This window comes from Gemmatimonadaceae bacterium, assembly GCA_036496605.1.
Classification (GTDB): Bacteria; Gemmatimonadota; Gemmatimonadetes; order Gemmatimonadales; family Gemmatimonadaceae; genus AG2.
In genome coordinates, this window is record DASXKV010000067.1 from 182,488 (window position 1) to 200,635 (window position 18,148).

The 18,148-nt window shown below is 64.6% G+C and carries 15 protein-coding genes; 11 read left to right on the plus strand and 4 right to left on the minus strand.

What is annotated here, in order from left to right:
- The first annotated feature begins 37 nt into the window (after nt 1-37).
- From paaA to paaD, 4 genes are read left to right on the plus strand one after another with little or no spacing between them, the layout of a single operon-like run.
- Nucleotides 38-1,027 carry a 1,2-phenylacetyl-CoA epoxidase subunit PaaA gene (gene paaA / locus VGH98_25345; GenBank protein ID HEY2379333.1) on the plus strand — a complete coding sequence of 330 codons (990 nt, stop codon included), beginning with the start codon at nt 38-40 and terminating at the stop codon, nt 1,025-1,027.
- 28 nt (nt 1,028-1,055) lie between these two features.
- Nucleotides 1,056-1,388, plus strand: a complete 333-nt coding sequence (gene paaB / locus VGH98_25350; GenBank protein ID HEY2379334.1) for a 1,2-phenylacetyl-CoA epoxidase subunit PaaB — start codon at nt 1,056-1,058, stop codon at nt 1,386-1,388.
- Nucleotides 1,372-2,133 carry a 1,2-phenylacetyl-CoA epoxidase subunit PaaC gene (gene paaC, locus VGH98_25355; GenBank protein ID HEY2379335.1) on the plus strand — a complete coding sequence of 254 codons (762 nt, stop codon included), beginning with the start codon at nt 1,372-1,374 and terminating at the stop codon, nt 2,131-2,133. The genes paaB and paaC overlap by 17 nt, the downstream gene beginning before the upstream one ends.
- Nucleotides 2,127-2,636: a 1,2-phenylacetyl-CoA epoxidase subunit PaaD gene (gene paaD, locus VGH98_25360; GenBank protein HEY2379336.1), complete on the plus strand. Its 510-nt coding sequence runs from the start codon at nt 2,127-2,129 to the stop codon at nt 2,634-2,636. The genes paaC and paaD overlap by 7 nt, the downstream gene beginning before the upstream one ends.
- 479 nt (nt 2,637-3,115) lie before the next feature.
- On the opposite strand, the gene VGH98_25365 is transcribed toward paaD, so the two are convergent.
- The 4 genes from VGH98_25365 to VGH98_25380 all read right to left on the minus strand — a co-directional run bounded on the left by VGH98_25365 (nt 3,116) and on the right by VGH98_25380 (nt 8,508).
- A complete protein-coding gene (locus VGH98_25365) occupies nt 3,116-4,081 on the minus strand; it encodes a hypothetical protein (GenBank protein ID HEY2379337.1) in 966 nt (321 codons plus the stop codon).
- On the minus strand, nt 4,078-5,520 hold the full coding sequence (locus VGH98_25370) for a hypothetical protein (GenBank protein ID HEY2379338.1): 1,443 nt from the start codon (nt 5,518-5,520) through the stop codon (nt 4,078-4,080). Before VGH98_25370 ends, VGH98_25365 begins: the two co-directional genes overlap by 4 nt.
- Nucleotides 5,517-6,191: a hypothetical protein gene (locus VGH98_25375; protein HEY2379339.1), complete on the minus strand. Its 675-nt coding sequence runs from the start codon at nt 6,189-6,191 to the stop codon at nt 5,517-5,519. The genes VGH98_25370 and VGH98_25375 overlap by 4 nt, the downstream gene beginning before the upstream one ends.
- 190 nt (nt 6,192-6,381) lie before the next feature.
- Nucleotides 6,382-8,508 (minus strand): transketolase C-terminal domain-containing protein, encoded by a 2,127-nt coding sequence (locus tag VGH98_25380; protein HEY2379340.1) that lies wholly within the window; start codon nt 8,506-8,508, stop codon nt 6,382-6,384.
- A gap of 220 nt (nt 8,509-8,728) precedes the next feature.
- Between VGH98_25380 and VGH98_25385 the strand changes: the two genes are divergently transcribed.
- The 7 genes from VGH98_25385 (at nt 8,729) to VGH98_25415 (ending at nt 18,142) form a co-directional block, all read left to right on the plus strand.
- Nucleotides 8,729-9,583 (plus strand): hypothetical protein, encoded by an 855-nt coding sequence (locus tag VGH98_25385; protein HEY2379341.1) that lies wholly within the window; start codon nt 8,729-8,731, stop codon nt 9,581-9,583.
- Between the two features lie 158 nt (nt 9,584-9,741).
- On the plus strand, nt 9,742-10,527 hold the full coding sequence (gene paaG, locus VGH98_25390; GenBank protein HEY2379342.1) for a 2-(1,2-epoxy-1,2-dihydrophenyl)acetyl-CoA isomerase PaaG: 786 nt from the start codon (nt 9,742-9,744) through the stop codon (nt 10,525-10,527).
- 2 nt (nt 10,528-10,529) lie between these two features.
- The gene (locus VGH98_25395) at nt 10,530-11,714 is read left to right on the plus strand and encodes a 3-hydroxyacyl-CoA dehydrogenase NAD-binding domain-containing protein (GenBank protein HEY2379343.1); all 1,185 of its coding nucleotides are present in this window, start codon (nt 10,530-10,532) and stop codon (nt 11,712-11,714) included.
- A complete protein-coding gene (gene paaI, locus VGH98_25400; GenBank protein ID HEY2379344.1) occupies nt 11,711-12,172 on the plus strand; it encodes a hydroxyphenylacetyl-CoA thioesterase PaaI in 462 nt (153 codons plus the stop codon). The genes VGH98_25395 and paaI overlap by 4 nt, the downstream gene beginning before the upstream one ends.
- A gap of 6 nt (nt 12,173-12,178) precedes the next feature.
- Complete coding sequence (gene pcaF / locus VGH98_25405) at nt 12,179-13,402, plus strand: 3-oxoadipyl-CoA thiolase (GenBank protein ID HEY2379345.1); 1,224 nt, start codon at nt 12,179-12,181, stop codon at nt 13,400-13,402.
- A 28-nt stretch (nt 13,403-13,430) separates the two neighbouring features.
- On the plus strand, nt 13,431-15,521 hold the full coding sequence (gene paaZ / locus VGH98_25410) for a phenylacetic acid degradation bifunctional protein PaaZ (protein ID HEY2379346.1): 2,091 nt from the start codon (nt 13,431-13,433) through the stop codon (nt 15,519-15,521).
- Nucleotides 15,522-15,679: 158 nt separating this feature from the next.
- Nucleotides 15,680-18,142: a DPP IV N-terminal domain-containing protein gene (locus tag VGH98_25415; GenBank protein ID HEY2379347.1), complete on the plus strand. Its 2,463-nt coding sequence runs from the start codon at nt 15,680-15,682 to the stop codon at nt 18,140-18,142.
- Nucleotides 18,143-18,148 lie beyond the last annotated feature (6 nt).

Below are 18,148 nucleotides of genomic sequence, written 5' to 3' on the forward strand. Positions count from 1 at the left end.
CACGCCTCCCGCGACCCGCGTGTATAATTCGAGTGTCATGACGCCAATCCAGCCTCAACAGACCCCTGTTTCGTCGCCCGAGGATCCCGAGCGCGTCGCGGCGTTCGAGGCGCGCATTGCCGCGGGGGAGACGATCGAGCCGAAGGACTGGATGCCGGAGCGCTATCGCCGGCAGTTGGTTCGGATGATGTCGCAGCATGCCCACTCGGAGATCGTGGGGATGCTCCCGGAGGGCAACTGGATCACGCGCGCGCCATCGCTCCGGCGCAAGATGTCGCTACTCGCCAAGGTCCAGGACGAGGCGGGGCACGGTCTCTACATCTATTGCGGGACGGAGACGCTCGGCGTCGATCGCCAGGAGCTCATTGAGCAGTTGCTCACCGGCACGGCGAAGTACTCGAGCATCTTCAATTATCCGACGCTCAGCTGGGCGGATATCGGCGCGATTGGCTGGCTGGTGGATGGCGCTGCCATCGTCAATCAGACGATGCTCGCGAAAGCGTCGTACGGACCGTACGCGCGAGCGATGGTGCGCATCTGTAAGGAAGAGAACTTCCACAAGCGTCAGGGCTACGAGATCATGGTGACGCTCGCAGCCGGGACGCCAGCGCAACGGCGCATGGCGCAGGACGCGCTCGACCGCTGGTGGTGGCCGTCGTTGATGATGTTCGGACCGCACGATGGCCAGTCGTCGAATAGCGACGAGCTGATGCGGTGGGGTGTGAAGCGCAAGAGCAATGACGAGCTGCGTCAGCGTTTCATCAACTTGACCGTTGCTCAAGCCAAAGCGATCGACCTGGTCATTCCAGATCCGCAGTTGGGCTTTGACGAGACCACGCAGGACTGGAGGATTGGACCCATCGATTGGGACGAGTTCTGGCGGGTAGTGAAGGGGAACGGCCCCTGCAATCAGGAGCGGCTCGCCGCTCGCCGTGACGCGCACGCCGATGGCGAATGGGTACGGGTTGCGGCCGCGGCGTACGCCGCGAAGCAGGCGAAGATCGATTCCGCCTTCGAGGCAGCCTAACGAGGCAGCAGCTTTCTTCACGACGACGATGGCGAACGAGAGCACGACGCAGGGATCGCGCGCCGACGCGGCGGAGCCGCGCGACAGCCAATGGCCGCTCTGGGAGGTGTTCGTCCAGCCGCCCGGGGGCGATCCCCACGAGCACGCGGGCAGCGTGCACGCGGTCGACGCCGAATCGGCGCTGCAGAACGCGCGCGACGTGTACGCGCGACGTGGCGAAGCGGTCAGCATCTGGGTCGTCCGCTCGGGGCAGATCACCGCGTCGACACCCGAAGACATGGGTCCATTCTTCGATCCGGGCAACGACAAGCCCTACCGGCATCCGCAGTTCTACAAGATCCCTCGTGGCATCAAAGTCTGAGCAGCGCGCCGAGTATCTCCTCCGCCTCGGCGACGACCGGCTCGTGCTCGGTCATCGCCTGTCGGAGTGGTGCGGTCACGCGCCCATCCTCGAGGAGGACATCGCGCTCGCGAACATCGCGCTCGATCTCGTCGGTCAGGCGACGCTGCTGCTCGGCCGCGCCGGCACGGTCGAAGGGAAGGGACGCGACGCCGACGCGCTCGCCTATCTGCGCGAGGCGGTCGAGTTTCGAAACGCATTGCTCGTCGAGCTCCCCAAAGGTGACTTCGCGCTCACGATCGTTAGGCAGCTCTTCTTCGGCGTCTTCGTACTGCTGCAGGCGGAAGCCCTTCAGAAGAGCACCGATCGCGATCTCGCCGGCATTGCGGCGAAGGGCGTGAAGGAATCGCGCTATCACGTGCGCCACAGCGCCGATTGGGTCGTGAAGCTCGGCGCCGGCACGGAGGAGAGCCATGCGCGCACGCAACGCGGCGTCGACGACCTCTGGCGCTATACCGGCGAGCTCTTTCTCGCCGACGACGTCGACCGCGCCGTTGCCGCCGAGAGCTTCGGCGTCGATCCGTCGACGTTGGAGAGCGCCTGGCAAGCGACGGTACGAGACGTTCTCTCCCGCGCCGGCCTAACGATTCCCGCCACTACCTACATGCAGCGCGGCGGACGCGAGGGCCGGCACACCGAGCACCTCGGCCACATGCTCGCCGAGATGCAGATCGTCGCACGCTCGCACCCGGGAGCGTCATGGTGAGCGCAGGCGCCTCGAGCCGAGACGAGATCTTCGCGATCCTCGATGAGGTAAAGGATCCAGAGGTGCCGGTGCTGAGCGTCGTCGAACTCGGCATCGTGCGCGATGTCGCGGTCGACGGGTCGGCGGTGACGGTCACGATCACTCCGACGTATTCGGGCTGCCCGGCAATGCGCGTGATCGAGGAAGAGATCAGGGCCGCGCTCGAAGCTCGGGGGCTGTCGCCGGTGCGACTCGAAACGGTATTCGCCCCGGCCTGGACGACGGAATGGATGAGCGCCGACGCGAAGCGAAAGCTCGCCGCCTACGGCATCGCACCACCCGGCCGGGCGCGTGAGGAGTCGCTCGTTAGCCTCACGCGTGCGCCGGTCGTCGAGCGAGTGCCATGCCCCTACTGTGGCTCGCGGGACACGGAAGTGCGAAGCGAGTTCGGCTCGACGGCGTGCAAGTCGATCGCATACTGCCGTACATGCGCGCAACCGTTCGAAGCGTTCAAGGCGATTTGACGGTCCAGAAGTAAGAGAGCATGAGGGCGCGTCGAGAGAGGCGCGTCGAGAAAGGCGCGTCGAGAAAGGCGCGTCGAGAGGGGCGCGTCGAGAAAGGCGCGTCGAAAAGGGCGCGTCGAGAAAGGCGCGTCGAAAAGGGCGCGTCGAAAGAGGCGCGTCGAAAAGGGCGCTGACCAACAGAGCGGAGAGCCTCGAGCGGCGAGTCCTCAGCCGGGAGTTGAGTTGAGCTGGGGGTTCCGGCTGTGAGAGCTTCGAGCTGAGAGCTCGTAGTTCGGCGCTGGTCTCGACGCGCCCCTTTCGACGCGCCTTTCTCGACGCGCCTTTCTCGACGCGCCCCTCTCGACGCGCCCCTCTCGACGCGCCCTTTTCGACGCGCCCTTTTCGACGCGCCTTTCTCGACGCGCCCTTTTCGACGCGCCTTTCTCGACGCGCCCTTTTCGACGCGCCCCTCTCGACGCGCCCTTATAGGCCGTTCCGACTCACCGCTCGACCAGGACCAGCCACTTGCTCCCTCTCCAGAACCCCTCGGGATCGCGTATGTGCAAACTTCCGCGGAACGTCCCGTCCGCGCTCAGCTTCGTCTCGAGCGCGGAGGTACTCTGTGGAGACAGGATCTGATACTCGCGCCCTTCCTCGAGCTTGATCACGCGACTTCGCATGTGCCCCACCGTGAAGTGCGTGCTGTCGCGGATGTCGGAAGGTTGCAGGATACGTCCCCACCCGGTGACCGGCACGCCGCCGACTTCGCGCGCGAGGTGCCAATCGACGAGCTGCTTGCGGGTCCCGACGACGTAGTAGACCGTGCTGTCGCGCGCCGCGTCGGCGGTAATCACAGCCGTTAGGCGCTCATTCTCGTCGTGCAGTACGCGCGAGTACGTCGTCAGCGAATCGACCTGGTGCTGGAGATCGTCCAGGCGCATGCGAAGGTCGGCGACCAGCACGCGCACGCTGGCAAGGGCCGTGCGGCTCGAGTCGCGTTCGGTGCCGCTGGCGAGGGCGCTGTCCGCGCTCGCACGCACGCTGTCGCGCAACGCCGTCAGCACCCGTCCCTGACGCTCGGCCGCCGCCTCGAGACGCGCCAACCGCAGCCGCGCCGACCGGGCCTCGGTCAGAATGTGCGACCGTTCCGATTCGACGCTCGATAGCGGATCTTCGTGCGGATCCAGCGCGCCTGCTTCCTGCTGCAGCGTTCTAATCTTGCGAAACTCCGATTGCAGCTGCTCCATGAAGTAGTCGAACCCGTGGATCTCGCGAACCAGCAGGTCCTTCTCCATGGTCTGCCGCTCGGTGACGCCGCGAATCACGCGCAGCGACTCGTCGAGCGCCGCGTTGCGCAATCGGAGAATCATGGCATCGCCGGCGGCGCTGTCGCTGATGCTCGCTCCGTGTGATTCCGCACACGAGCCCAGCACCAGCAACCACACGAGCCCCTTCAATCGCTTCATTGCACAACCACCGTGTCCCCGACCAGCGCGGCACGGAGACGTCGCGCTCGGTCCTGCTCCACTGGCGTCCCGAGCAGAATCACCCACGCGAGATCCTCGCGTATCTGGTCGGCGGGACAGTCGAGATGTCCGCCCATACACGCGCCCGCGCGCGCGAGCGACAGCGGGGCCACCACCGCCGTACCCGGGTGAGCGCGGTCAATGGCCGCTGACGTCGATGCCACGATCAACTGCAGTACATCCGCCGCGGGCGTCGGAGCATTCAAGGTTTGCTCGGTCGCGGCTACCGCGGCGATCGCGAGTACGCTGTCGGCGACGATGCGCTCGCTGCTGCTGTCGCGCAATCGCAAGGCGGCGAGTATCCGCAAGCTCCCAACGCCGTCCCCACGCTCCACCGCTGCGGCGGCGGAGTCGACTGTCCGTGGCGCGATCACTCGCGGCGGACTCGCCGGCGGTGCGGTGTCCTGCGTTCCCTGCGCGGCCACCGAGCCCGCCGAAGACGCCCACGTCTGAGCGCGCTGACCTAACAGACGCGCTGCTGCGACACCAGCGAAGACGACGATAGCCGCGCCCGCGGCGATGGTCGCCACGAATGGTGCGCGGCTCCGCGCTCTGGCGACGCCGGCGGAGATACGTGCCGATCTGCGTGCCGCGTCCGCATCGTGTTCCTCGCGACGCCACTCGTCCGTGAACCAATCCAGCAGAGTCGTTAGGCCCGCCGGCCGAATCGCGTTCCGCACCGTACCAGCCGACGAGAAGGCAAAGCAGCGAAGTCGCGGGAAAGCAGCCAGGAGCCACCCGAATGCGGCATCGCCGAGCGCGGCGCGAAGCGCTGCCTCTGGGGAGTCGATCATGCGCTGCATGTCCGCAAGCGGCAGCCGATCGATCTTGGTCAACGCGACGGCAACCGGGACACCGAGCTCCGTGGCCGACGCGGCGTCGAGCATCGCGATCAGTTGACGCAGCAGCGCTGGACGATCTGGCGCGGGGACGGAGCCCGGCACCGGCGCCTCGAGCAGCCACAGAATCGCGTCCGCCGTTTTCGCGGCTGCCATCGTCCGACGCGCGCTGGCGCTCGACGGGTCGGCCGCGAGCTCGCCGCGCGGATCGAGAACGGTCAGATCGGCGGCGAGCGTTGCGCGCCGGCCGGTGTAGCGCCTAACGGGCGCCGTGAATGCGCGCTCGGCGCGCCGGACGGGCGTCTCTTTGACGCCCCGGAGCCGCAACGCGAGCGAGGAACTGTCCGCATAGGTGAGGACATCGGGCGAGGCCGCCTCGAGGTCGATCGTCCAGCGATCCCCGACGCTTTTCGCGCCATCGCTGAGCAGCGCGCCAATCAGGCCGCTCTTGCCGCTGTTCACACCGCCCCAGAGCACGATCGTGCGCCGGCGCTCCACCTCGGGAGCGCGTGGCTGGCCGCGCGTCGAGATGCGCTTCATGCGGCGGCTTCCTCGGTGCGGTCGGCGAGAATCCAGCGAATTGGCGCGAGCACCCCGCGAGGTTCCGGCGCTCCGACGAGAACCGTGGCGCCGTCGCGACGTCGCGGTGTGCGGCCCAATGAGGACACTTTAAACAGTGCGAAACGGGCGCAGTGTGCACGTAGGGCGCGCATTGGCTCGCTGCCGAAACTCTCGAGCCATCTCGCTGCATCTCGCCGCGACGCGTCAGGCGCTTCGTCCGTCTGCGTGAGGCAAACAGCAACGGGTACCGAGACGGCGGGAGGTGCGGCGCCCGCCCGCTCGGGCAAGCGAGCGAGGGTTGTCGTGAGCCACGTGACGCACGCGTCGCGGGCGTCGGCGCTCGCGGCCATCGTCGCGACCGGGAGGAGCAGGATGACGCCGCACGCATCGTCCAGCCGCGCCGATGACGGATCGCCTGCTGCCGCCTCACTCGGGATCAGTTCGGCGACGCACGCCGACCGACGCCCAGAGACATCTGGCGCCTGCGTGATCGAGTAGATGCGAAACACTGGCGTCGCGCCAGTCGGAACGTTCGAGGACGTGAGCGCAATCCCCTCAGGATGCGGAGCACTACGCCGCGCCACCCAGGTCGCCGACGCATCGTCGGCCGGTACGATCGCGAACGGGCGCTCATCTCTCTCTCGCGTCACCCACATAACGAGTGACGTGAGGTAGAGCGACTTTCCGGAACCCGGCGGGCCCCACAAAATGATCGAACGACGTCGTTCGCTTGACACGTTCCCGCCCCTTTGCGCGATACGCGAACATCAATGGGTCAGTTCGCGTATCGTACCGCTTGAACGGCGCTGCATCAAGCGCGAAAAACACCTGTGATGAGCATCACATAGAGAGCAATGCCGCAATGCGTTCGGCGATTCGATCGGCATCCGGAAGTACGGCGTCGAGCAGCACTGGATGGTACGGCATCGGAACGTCCTCGACCGCGAGGCGATCGACCGGCGCGTCGAGCGCCCAAAACGCTTCTTTCGCCACCGTCGCGGCGATCTCGGCACCGAATCCAGCCGTGAGCGTATCCTCATGGACGATCAGGCAGCGACCGGTTCGCCCCACCGAGGCGAGCACCTGGTCCCGATCCCAGGGGGCAACCGTGCGCAAATCGAGTAGATCGATCCGGTCGGGAAACCGGTCGGCCGCCTCGACACATCGATGAACCATGGCGCCCCAACTGACCAGGGTCAGATCTCTCCCCTCGCGCAATCGGTTGGCGCGGCCAAGCGGCAGGACGTAGTCGTCGCCCGGGTAGCGTGCGCTGCCGTCGCTGGTCATGAGCAGCGAACGATGCTCGAAGAACATCGTCGGGTTCCCGCCGCGCATCGCTGCCCGCAAGAGACCGACGGCGTCGGCGGCATTGGAGGGAACGAGTACCTGCCAGCCTAACGAATGCGCGAAGCGCACCTCGTCGCTGAGACTGTGCCAGGGATCGCCGACGTCCTTGCCGAATCCGCCTGGCATGCGGACGACGATGGGAGCCGCGAATCGGTTGGCTGTCCGCCACCGCAGCGTCCCGCAGTTATTGAGCTGTTCGGCGGCGGGGTCCGCGTATTTGCGAAATTGAATCTCCGCGACCGGCATCAAACCGCCGATTGCCATGCCGACGGCGCGGCCGATGATGCCTTCTTCCGAGAGGCTGGTGTCGAAGACACGCTTGTGGCCGAACTGACGCTGCAACCCCTCGGTGACGAGGTGCACGCCCCCCTTTCGGCCGACATCCTCCCCGAAGACGAGGCACTTCGGATTGACCTCGAGCTCGCGGCGCAGCGTACGGCGAATCGCGTCCGCAAAGCGAACCACTTCGCCGTCGCCTTCCGGTGCTTCGTTGCCATCGAGCGCCGTACGTTCCTGGAGCGTCAGACCGCCGACCGTGGCCGGCTCGCCAGCCTCCTCGAGCACGTGTCGCCTAACGAGATCCGGATCCGCCGGTGGCCGAGCGCGTGCCTTCCGCAGGCCTTCGTCCACGTCGCGCTGCACTTCGGCTTCGACCTCGCGCCACTGAGCCGCGGAAATGACCCGTGGCACCAGGTGGCGTTTCAACTTGGGCAGCGGATCTCGCGTGAAATCCGCGGCGATCTCCTCTTCGGTGCGATAGCCGCGCTGATTGTCCGGACCCGAGTGACTGCAGAGCCGCGGCACCGCGAGGTGAACCAGAGCGGGTCCTACGCCCGAGCGCGCGTAATCGACGCATTCCTTGAAGAGTCGAGCCGCTTCGACCGGGTCGGTACCGTCCCCGTCGCGGACCAGCAGATTGCCGAATGATGCAAGATTCTTCGCGATGTTCCCGCCCGGCGTCTGCATCTCGCCGCGCACCGAGATGCCAAGTCCGTTGTCCTCGATGTAGAAGACCATCGGCAAGACCAGCGTCGTCGCCATCGTCAGCGCGGACCAGAATCCGTTCGTTGCAACCGAGCCTTCGCCGCCCAGTACGACGCTGATTGCACCCTTGTACGATGCGTCGCCGAGGACGTCGCGATGATACAGAATCGATTGCGCCCACCCTGCGCACGGTGTGTACTGCGAGCCGACGTCGCCCGACATCGGTAGTACGATCGGACCATCCTTTCGAGGAAGATTGCAGACGACGCCGATGTCGCGGCCGTCGCTGAATCCACCGGAACGCCCGAGGGGACTCGCGAGCGCGTCATCGATTCCAAGACCAAGCGACAGCAGGAGAGGGCGCGAGCGATAGTAGGCGCTCGCTGCATCGCGCGGATGTGTCAGCAGCGAACCGAGGATGACCTGCGCCACCTCGTGCCCGCGCGCCGAAAACTGATACAGCACCAGATGCTCGCGAGGCACCGACGCCTTGTTGCGGTTCGTTGCTTCCTCGACGTCGTCGAGCGCGCGCGACACGAGCGACGTGTACGCGATCCGCCGCCAGTCGAACGGTCCATCTGCTACGCTCGGTCGAGAACGCGCCGGAGTGCGCTTCGGTGCTGCGTGTGTTGCCATCGGTAGGTGTGAATTGAGCCTTGAGCCGGACGAAAGGTCCGAGAGTGACGACGAGTACAAAGATCGCGCAAAAACATATCTCATGTGCGCGGAATCACGTAACGACGAGCCGCCGCAGACGTCGAACGGTCGACGCGCGGTCGCAGAAAAGTCGCACCGCCGCGGCTCATTCCAATTCCGTGGCGCTTCCGCGCCCTCAACCTCATCGAGGGAAGTTCTGATGAAACGCTCACTCCTTGTCGGCGCGCCGATGCTGGCGCTCGTTTTCGCCGCCGCATGCAGCTCCGACAGCACGGGTCCCATTCAGATCACGGCCGACGACGTCAATCAAGCCGCCGTGATCTCCGCGTCCGACGCCACCGCGGAGGACGTGGCCATCCTTACCGCCTCGGATATGACCATGTCTGGCGGCGCGGTGCAGGACGTCGTGGGCAGCGGGTTGATGCTCTCCCGCACGCCGGTGACCTCGCCGAGCTATGCCTGGACCTTTGGCGACGGCTGCACCTACAGCAGCAGCACCGGTCGATTCACCTGCTCGGCGATTACCGCGGGTGGTCTGACGTTGAACCGCGACTATGCGTTCTATGATGCCGGCAACGTCGCGCAGTCGGCGTATGACGCCAGCCTCACGGCGTCGGCCAATTTCCATGTGTCGGTGACGGGCACCCACACCGCCGACAATGGTCAGGATGTCGTCAACCGCGATCGCAATCTTACGGTCACGGGCCTTGCCGGCGCCGAGACGTCGCGCACCTGGAACGGAACGGGGACGCGCAGCGACAACGGCTACCGGAACCTCAGCGACGTGAAGCGCAGCTACACCGTCAACGACAACGTCACGGTCAGCAACGTGGTCGTGAATCTGCCGCGGTCGAGCAATCCGTGGCCGATGTCGGGCACTATCACCCGGCAGATCTCCGGTACGGCGAGCGTCGAGAAGACGGGCGTCAGCAAGTCATTCTCGGTGACGAAGACGGTGACGATCACCTTCAACGGCACGCAGGACGCGACGGTCAGCGTGGGTGGCAACACCTACACGCTCGATCTCTCGACCGGGACGTGGACGAAGAACTAACGGGTAGAGGGTTGAGGGCGGGTAGAGGGTAGGGTGGAGGGTAGAGGGTTGAGGGTAGAGGGTAGAGCGTAAAGTTCGTTGAGGGTCCGGTAAGCTTGCTTACCGGGCCTTCGCCGTCTACGCTCAACCCTCTACCCTCTGCCCGCAACGCTCTACGAATGCAGCACCTACTCGTTGAAACCGAACAAGGCGTCGCACGCCTCACGCTGAATCGCCCCGATGTGCTCAACAGCTTCAACCGCGCGATGGCGCGAGAGCTGTGTGAGGCGCTGTCGTCCATTGCTTCGAACGACCAACTGCGCGCTGTCCTTCTCACCGGTGCGGGCCGAGCCTTCTGCGCCGGGCAGGATCTGGCCGAGGCAGCGCCCGCACCCGATGGATCGCTCCCCGATCTGGGGGATTTCGTGCGACAGGGCTACAACCCCATCGTTCGCGCGATTCGGAAGCTCGAGAAGCCCGTCATCTGCGCCGTCAACGGCGTGGCGGCCGGCGCTGGCGCGAACCTCGCCCTCGCCTGCGATATCGTCTTCGCCTCGAGCAATGCGTCGTTCATTCAATCCTTCTCGAAGATCGGCGTGATTCCGGACAGCGGCGGGACGTTCATTCTCCCACGGATCGTCGGGCTGCAGCGCGCGGCGGCGCTCACCATGCTCGCCGACAAACTCACGGCCGAGGAAGCACGCGACTGGGGGATGGTGTATCGGGTCGTCGAGCCACCGGCATTATTGGACGTCGCCTTGACGACAGCGGTCCATCTCGCTTCGCAGCCAACGCGCGGATTGGGGCTGATCAAGCGCGCCTTCAATCGGTCGTTAGGTGTGGATCTCGACGCGCAGCTCGACTATGAGGAGGAGCTGCAGCGCGAGGCCGGGCAGACGGCCGACTACGCCGAAGGTGTGCGAGCCTTTCTCGAAAAGCGAAAGCCGAAATTCGAGGGCCGTTAGGCGTGTCCGAGGAACCGATTCTGATCGGCGTCGTGGGCGCGGGGGCGATGGGGAGCGGCATCGCGCAGGTCGCAGCCCAGGCTGGCCATCGGGTGATGCTCGCCGACGCCCGGCCCGACGCGACGACCAAAGCCGCCCAGGACATCAGCTCGTCGCTCGAGCGTCTCGTCGAGAAGGGCAGGATCACTCGCGAGGCGCGCGAGGCGACGCTGGCGCGAATCTCGTTCGCGAGAGCGCCGCTCGACGACGTGCTCGCGTATCGCGAATGCGGACTGGTCATCGAGGCGATCGTCGAGGAGCTTGCCGCCAAGCAGGTTCTCTTCGCGAAGCTCGCTGCCTGTGTCGCCGGAGACGCGATTCTCGCGACGAACACGTCATCGCTCTCGGTGGCGTCGATTGCGTCGGCGGTCGTACAGCCGGAGCGCGTCGTCGGCATTCACTTCTTCAACCCGGCGCCGGTGCTCCCGCTCGTCGAGATCGTGCCATGGCTGGGTACGAGGCCTGAGGTCGTGAAGGAGGCGTGGAGGCTGGCCGAGTCGTGGAAGAAGACGCCCGTCTTCTCATCGGACACTCCGGGCTTCATCGTCAATCGCATTGCGCGGCCCTTTTACGGCGAGGCGCTTCGTCTGCTCGACGAAGGGGTCGCCGACGTTGCCACTATCGATTGGGCGATGCGCGAGTTGGGCGGATTTCGCATGGGCCCTTTCGAGCTGATGGACTTCATCGGCAACGACGTGAATTACGCCGTCACGCGGTCGCTATTCGAAGCGTTTTTCTTCGATCCGCGCTACCGGCCGTCGCTCACGCAGCGGCGGCTCGTCGAAGCCGGCTTCCTCGGTCGGAAGAGTGGCCGCGGATACTATGATTACCGGCCGGGCGCGACCGCGCCGCAACCGACGCAGGATCGGAAGCTCGGGGGTGCCATCCTTGACCGGATCCTCGCCATGCTCATCAACGAGGCCGTCGACGCGGTGTTTCTCCGTGTAGCGTCGATCAGGGACATCGACCTGGCGATGACGAAGGGAGTGAACTACCCGAAGGGCTTGCTGGCTTGGGGAGACGAGCGGGGTCTCGAGTGGGTGCTTCGTGCGATGACCGAGCTGCAAAGCGAGTACGGAGAAGATCGCTATCGGCCTAGCCCGCTCCTGCGCCGGCTCTCGTCGGAGCACCGGCGCATCACCGAATGAGCGACCTCGATTCGGACCAACGGCTCGCCGAGCGCGTCGTCGACGCGATGATGGCGGCCGACGCATTCAGCCGTTGGCTGGGTATTAAAGTTCTAGCGGTGCGGCCGCGCGAAGCGACTGTAGCCATGATGGTCCGCGACGAGATGGTGAATGGCTTCGGCGTCTCGCACGGCGGCGTCGTGTACGCACTCGCGGACAGCGCGCTTGCCTTCGCCTCGAACACCCACGGGCGAGTTACGGTGAGCATCGAGAATTCGATCACGTATCCGCAGCCGGTACGGGTGGGAGACGAGCTGATCGCGAAGGCGGAGGAGGAGGGCGCGAGCAATCGCCTCGGGTACTACCGCGTTACCGTCACTCGGCGCGATGGAACGGTCGTTGGTCTCTTTCGCGGCACGGTGTATAAGACGAAGACGGATTTCTTCTCCCGCGACGTTGCGGCGGGGAGTGGAGAGTGAGCGAATATGAAAGTAAGAGACGCATACATCGTCGACGGCGTTCGAACGCCCATCGGTAACATCGGTGGCGGGCTGTCGGAGGTGCGAGCCGACGATCTCGCGGCGCACGCCATTGCCGAATTGATGCGGCGTCATCCCGAAGTCGATCCGGCGGAAATCGCCGACGTCGTACTCGGATGCGCGAATCAGGCGGGCGAGGACAACCGCAACGTCGGCCGCATGTCGGCCTTGCTCGCGGGACTGCCGCACACGGTACCAGGGGAGACGGTGAATCGCCTTTGCGCGTCGGGGATGAGCGCGGTAGCGAGCGTTGCGCGAGCGATCAAGATCGGCGAGGGAGATCTCTACGTCGCTGGCGGCGTCGAGAGCATGACGCGCGCGCCATTCGTGATGGCGAAGGCCAGCAAGCCGTGGTCGCGCGACATCGAAGTCGTCGATACGAGCCTCGGCTGGCGTTTCGTGAATCCGAAGATGCGCGAACGCTACGGCGTCGATTCGATGGGACAGACCGCGGAGAACGTGGCCGAGCAGTATAAGGTGACGCGCGGAGATCAGGATTGCTTTGCTCTTGCGTCTCAGCAGAAAGCGGCTCGAGCACGGAGCTCCGGCCGCTTCGAGGCGGAGATCGTTGCGGTGTCGATTCCGCAACGGAAAGGCGAGCCAAAGCGCTTCGAGGCGGACGAGTTCATCAGGCCGGACACGACGCTCGATGTGTTGTCCAGGCTCAAGCCCGTGTTTCGGTTGGACGGCGAGGGTTCGGTGACGGCAGGCAATTCGTCTGGCCTGAACGATGGAGCCGCTGCGCTATTGATCGCGTCGGACGACGCGCTCGACAAGTTTCGCTTGCAACCCGCCGCACGCATTGTCGCGACGGCTGTTGCGGGAGTCGAGCCGCGACTCATGGGAATGGGTCCGGTGCCTTCGACTCGTAAGGCGCTCGCACTTGCCGGCCTGACCCTGGACGATATCGATGTGGTCGAGTTGAACGAGGCGTTTGCCGCGCAATCGCTCGCGTGTCTGCGCGAGCTCGGCATCGACGACAACGATCCCCGCGTCAATCCGAATGGCGGTGCGATCGCGCTCGGTCACCCGTTAGGCATGTCGGGTGCTCGGCTCGTTCTCACCGCGACGCGACAGCTCGCGATCGCGCAAAAGCGTTACGCGCTGGCAACGATGTGCATCGGCGTGGGGCAGGGAATGGCGATGGTGGTGGAGCGAATGTCATCCTGACAAGGTTGGCTTTCATTTGGAGTCTTTCATGACGAGTACGCTCACAGCTTCCGCGCTCGACCTCACCGGTGAGCATCCGCGCAAGCTGCTCAATTACGTCGCGGGCGAGTGGGTCGAAGGGAGCGGACGTTTCACGACGCTCACACATGCCGTGACCGGGGTGCCGGTGGCGGAGGCGTCGAGCGACGGTGTGGACTTCGCGGCGATGGTGGCGTATGCGCGTTGCGTCGGGGGACCGGCGCTGCGCAAGATGACGTTTCACGAGCGCGCGCTGATGCTCAAAGCGATGGCGCAGTTTCTCACCGCGCGCAAGGACGACTTCTATCGCGTGTCGGCGGCGACAGGAGCAACGAAAGGCGATTCGTGGATCGATATCGACGGCGGGATCGGGACGTTCTTCGTCTACGCGTCGAAGGGGCGTCGCGAGCTGCCTAACGAAACATTCTACGTCGACGGTGCGACCGAGTCGTTGTCGAAAGGCGGAACGTTCGTCGGGCGGCACATCTGCGTACCGCTCGAGGGCGTCGCCGTTCACATCAACGCGTTCAATTTCCCCGTGTGGGGAATGATGGAGAAGCTGGCGCCGACGTTGTTGGCGGGTGTGCCGGCGATCGTCAAGCCGGCGACGCTCACCTCGTACCTCACAGAGACGGTGTTCCGAGCGATGATCGAATCGGGAATCTTTCCCGAGGGTGCGGTGCAACTGGTCTGCGGGAGTGCCGGCGATCTGCTCGATCATCTCGACGCGCAGTGTGCGGTCGCCTTCACTGGATCCGCGGATACGGCGCGGATGCTGCGCGCGAAGCCGTCGATCCTCGATCAGAACGTTCGCTTCAACACCGAAGCCGATTCGCTCAACTTCTCGATGCTCGGTCCCGATGCGGCGCCGGGTAGCGAGGAGTTCGATCTCTTCGTGAAGGAAGTGGCGAAGGAGATGACGGTGAAGGCGGGGCAGAAGTGTACGGCGATCAGGCGTACCCTGGTTCCCGAAGGCCTCGTTGAACCTTTCATGTCGACGCTCGTTAGGCGACTCGAGAGTGTGAAAATCGGGGATCCCGCGATCGAGGGTGTGCGTATGGGTCCGCTCGCCGCGCCGGCGCAGGTGCGCGAGGTACGCAAGAGCGTCGATGCGATCGCGCGCCAAACGGAGCGCGTCTTCGGAAATCCCGACGAGTTCGACGTGGTTGGCGCCGAGCGCGCACGCGGGGCTTTTTTCCCGACGCTTCTCTTCTACGCGAGCGACCCGTTTCGCAGCACCGCGCCGCATGATGTGGAGGCGTTCGGGCCTGTGAATACCGTCATGCCATACAAGAGCGTGGACGACGCCATCGAGCTCGCCAAACGCGGCCGGGGATCACTCGTCGGATCGCTGTTCACGGCGGATGACGCGGTGGCGAAGCGGGTCGTACTCGGGACGGCATCGCACCACGGGCGGTTGATGCTCGTGAACCGGCAGAGTGCGAAGGAGTCAACGGGCCACGGCTCGCCGATGCCGCACCTTGTGCACGGCGGTCCGGGACGCGCCGGCGGTGGCGAGGAGATGGGCGGCGTGCGCGGCGTCCTGCACTACATGCAGCGCACCGCATTGCAGGGATCGCCGACCACGATCTCGCGCGTCGTCAACGAGTATATCGCGGGCGCGGATCAGAAGAAGGACCGCGTCCATCCCTTCAGGAAGTATTTCGACGAGCTCGAGATCGGAGAAACGCTCATCACGCATCGGCGCACGATCACCGAGGCGGACGTCGTGAATTTCGCGGGGATCAGCGGCGATTTCTTCTATGCTCACATGGACGATATCGCCGCGAAGGAATCTTTGTTCGAGCGGCGCGTCGCGCATGGCTACTTCGTCCTCTCCGCGGCCGCCGGACTGTTCGTCGATCCCGCGCCCGGACCCGTGCTCGCGAACTATGGCCTGGAAAGCCTTCGGTTTGTAAAGCCGGTCTACATCGGCGACACGATCTACGCGCGCCTCACTTGTAAGCAGAAGACGGTGAAGGAGGATCGCGAAGGTCAGATTCCCCAGGGCGTCGTCGCGTGGGATGTCGAAGTGAAGAATCAGGCGGACGAGCCGGTCGCGGTCTACACGATCCTGACCCTGGTGCGGAGAAGCGCCTAGCGCCAGGATTTGTCGTGACGTTTGGCGCTCGCGCCACCGGGACGTTCGGCTATCGCTGCAACTTTCACAACCCGCAAATGCAGGCCATCCTCGAGGTCGCCTGACCATTCTTGGAATCTTCGTTTTTCTATTGTGACTCACGAATAGGGGAGCTCGTTATGAACGAAACTCGCGGCATCGCGCGCGTCATGCCCACCGTGCTCGCCGCGCTTGCGGTGGTCGCATCGGCACCGGTCGCGTTCAGCCAGCAGGTGAGCTACACGCGCGCCGAGCAGCTGCTGGACTGGAACACGACGTTGCTCGTGTCCGGCGACGAGGTACGTCCGCAGTGGCTGCTCGACGGCGCGCGCTTCTGGTATCGCAACAAGACCGCCGTCGGCGCGGAGTTTGTGATCGTCGATCCGCAGAAGGGAACGCGCTCCCTGTTATTCGAGAACATGCGGCTCGCCGCGGCGATGTCGGTCGCCAACGATACGAGCTACGACCCGTCGAAACTGCCCTTCCGGACATTCAAGTTCACGAATGACGGAAAGAACGAACGGGAGATCGAGTTCACCGCGAACAAGAAGCGCTTTCTCTGCGACGTCGGCTCGTACAAATGCACGGTGCACGACACGCTGCCGAGCGAAGTGCCGTACGTGCTCTCTCCGGACAAGAAATGGGAGGCGTTCATCTCGAAGTACAACGTCTATGTTCGTCCACGAGGGGGCAGCGACTCGACGCAGCTCACGACGGATGGCGAAAAGTTCTTCTCGTACGGCCTCAACGAGCCGCGGCCGAGCGAGCTCCAGCGGCCGCAGCCGCGCCGCCCGCAGATTCGCTGGTCGCCCGATTCAAAGAAGCTCATCGTCTCACGGAACGACGAGCGGCACGTCGCTCATATGTCGTACATCTCGTACACGCCGCAGCGGCCCAAGGTCTACAGTCAACCGTATGCGCTGCCCGGCGACTCGATCGTGCCAGTCCCGGAGTTCCACATCATCGATGTCGCGGCGAAGAGTAATCTCGCGGTGAAGCTGACGCCGACGCCGAACCAACTCACCATCGTCGGATCGGCGCGCGACTCGGCGTGGAGCGCGACATCGGACAAGGTCTATGTCACGTGGTTCACGCGTGGTTCCAAGAGTGCTTATCTCGCTTCCGTCGACGCAACAACCGGTGCGGTTCACGTGATCGCGCGCGATTCGAGCAAGACGTTCGTCGAGATCGGCCCGCCCACGTTCGACCCGGTGAGCTGGTACGTCACGAAGGACGGATCTGATGCGTTCTGGTGGTCCGAGCGGGATGGCTGGTCGCATCTCTACCGTCTGGACGCGGGCGGCACGGGCGCGGTCGCGCTGGCCGGGACGCCGGCTGGTTCGTCGCGCGGCGGCGTCGCGAACGGCGAGGTGGACCTTTCGAGCTCGAAGTTCCGCAGCGGCATGCTCAAAAACCAGCTGACGATGGGTGAGTGGGACGTCGGCCAGATCGAGAACGTGGACGAGGTGAACAAGTACGTCTACTTCACGGCGCGTGGCCGCGAGCCGGGCGTGCCGTACTATGCGCGCCTCTATCGCGTGAACTACGACGGCTCCGGCCTGACGCTTCTGACGCCCGAAGACGCACACCACGACATCGATTTTTCGCCTAACGGGAAATACTTCGTCGATAGCTACTCCCGCATCGAGAAGGCGCCCGTGACGGTGCTCCGCGCGGTGCCCGATGGCCGCATCGTGCGCAAGCTCGAGGATACCGATGTCAGCCGCCTGCAGGGAGCCGGATGGAAGCCGGCGCAGGTGTTCACGGTGAAGGCGCGCGATGGGGTCACCGACCTGTATGGCGTCATCTATCTGCCGCCGAAGCTGGATAGCACGAAGAAGTATCCCATCATTGATCACATCTACCCAGGCCCGCAGGTCGGCAGCGTCGGGCAGTGGAAGTTCAAGAATGGCGGTGAGGACTTCTCGCTCGCCGAGCTCGGATTCGTCGTCATCGAGCTCGATCACCTCGGAACGCCGTTCCGCTCGAAGGCGTTCCACGACAACTATTACGGGAATTTCGGCGACAACGGTCTGCCCGATCACATCGCCGCGATCAAGCAGCTGGCGGCGCAGTACAGGTTCATCGATCTCGACCGCGTCGGAATCTTCGGGCATTCCGGCGGCGGGTTCGCGTCGACCGACGCCATGCTTCGGTATCCGGACTTCTTCAAGGTTGCCGTGTCGGGCTCGGGGAACCACGACAATCGCAGCTACAACATCTACTGGGCGGAGAAGTATCAGGGGTTGATGAACAAGGACACGCTGCGCAAGACGGACAACTTCGAGGGCTCCGCCAATAAGTCGATGGCGAAGAATCTGCGCGGCCATCTGCTGCTGATGCACGGCGACATGGACGACAACGTGCATCCCGCGAACACGATTCAGCTCGTCGACGAGCTGATCAAGGCGAATAAGACCTTCGATCTGATCATCGCGCCCAACCGGAATCACGGGCTGAACGAGCCCTACTTCATCCGCCGTCGTTGGGATTACTTCGTCACCTACTTGTTAGGCGCGACGCCGCCGGACAATTATCTCATCGTCCGCCCGGTCGATCCGGCCGGCGGTGGCAACACGCCTGATCCCGACGACGTTCCGTAAACTTTG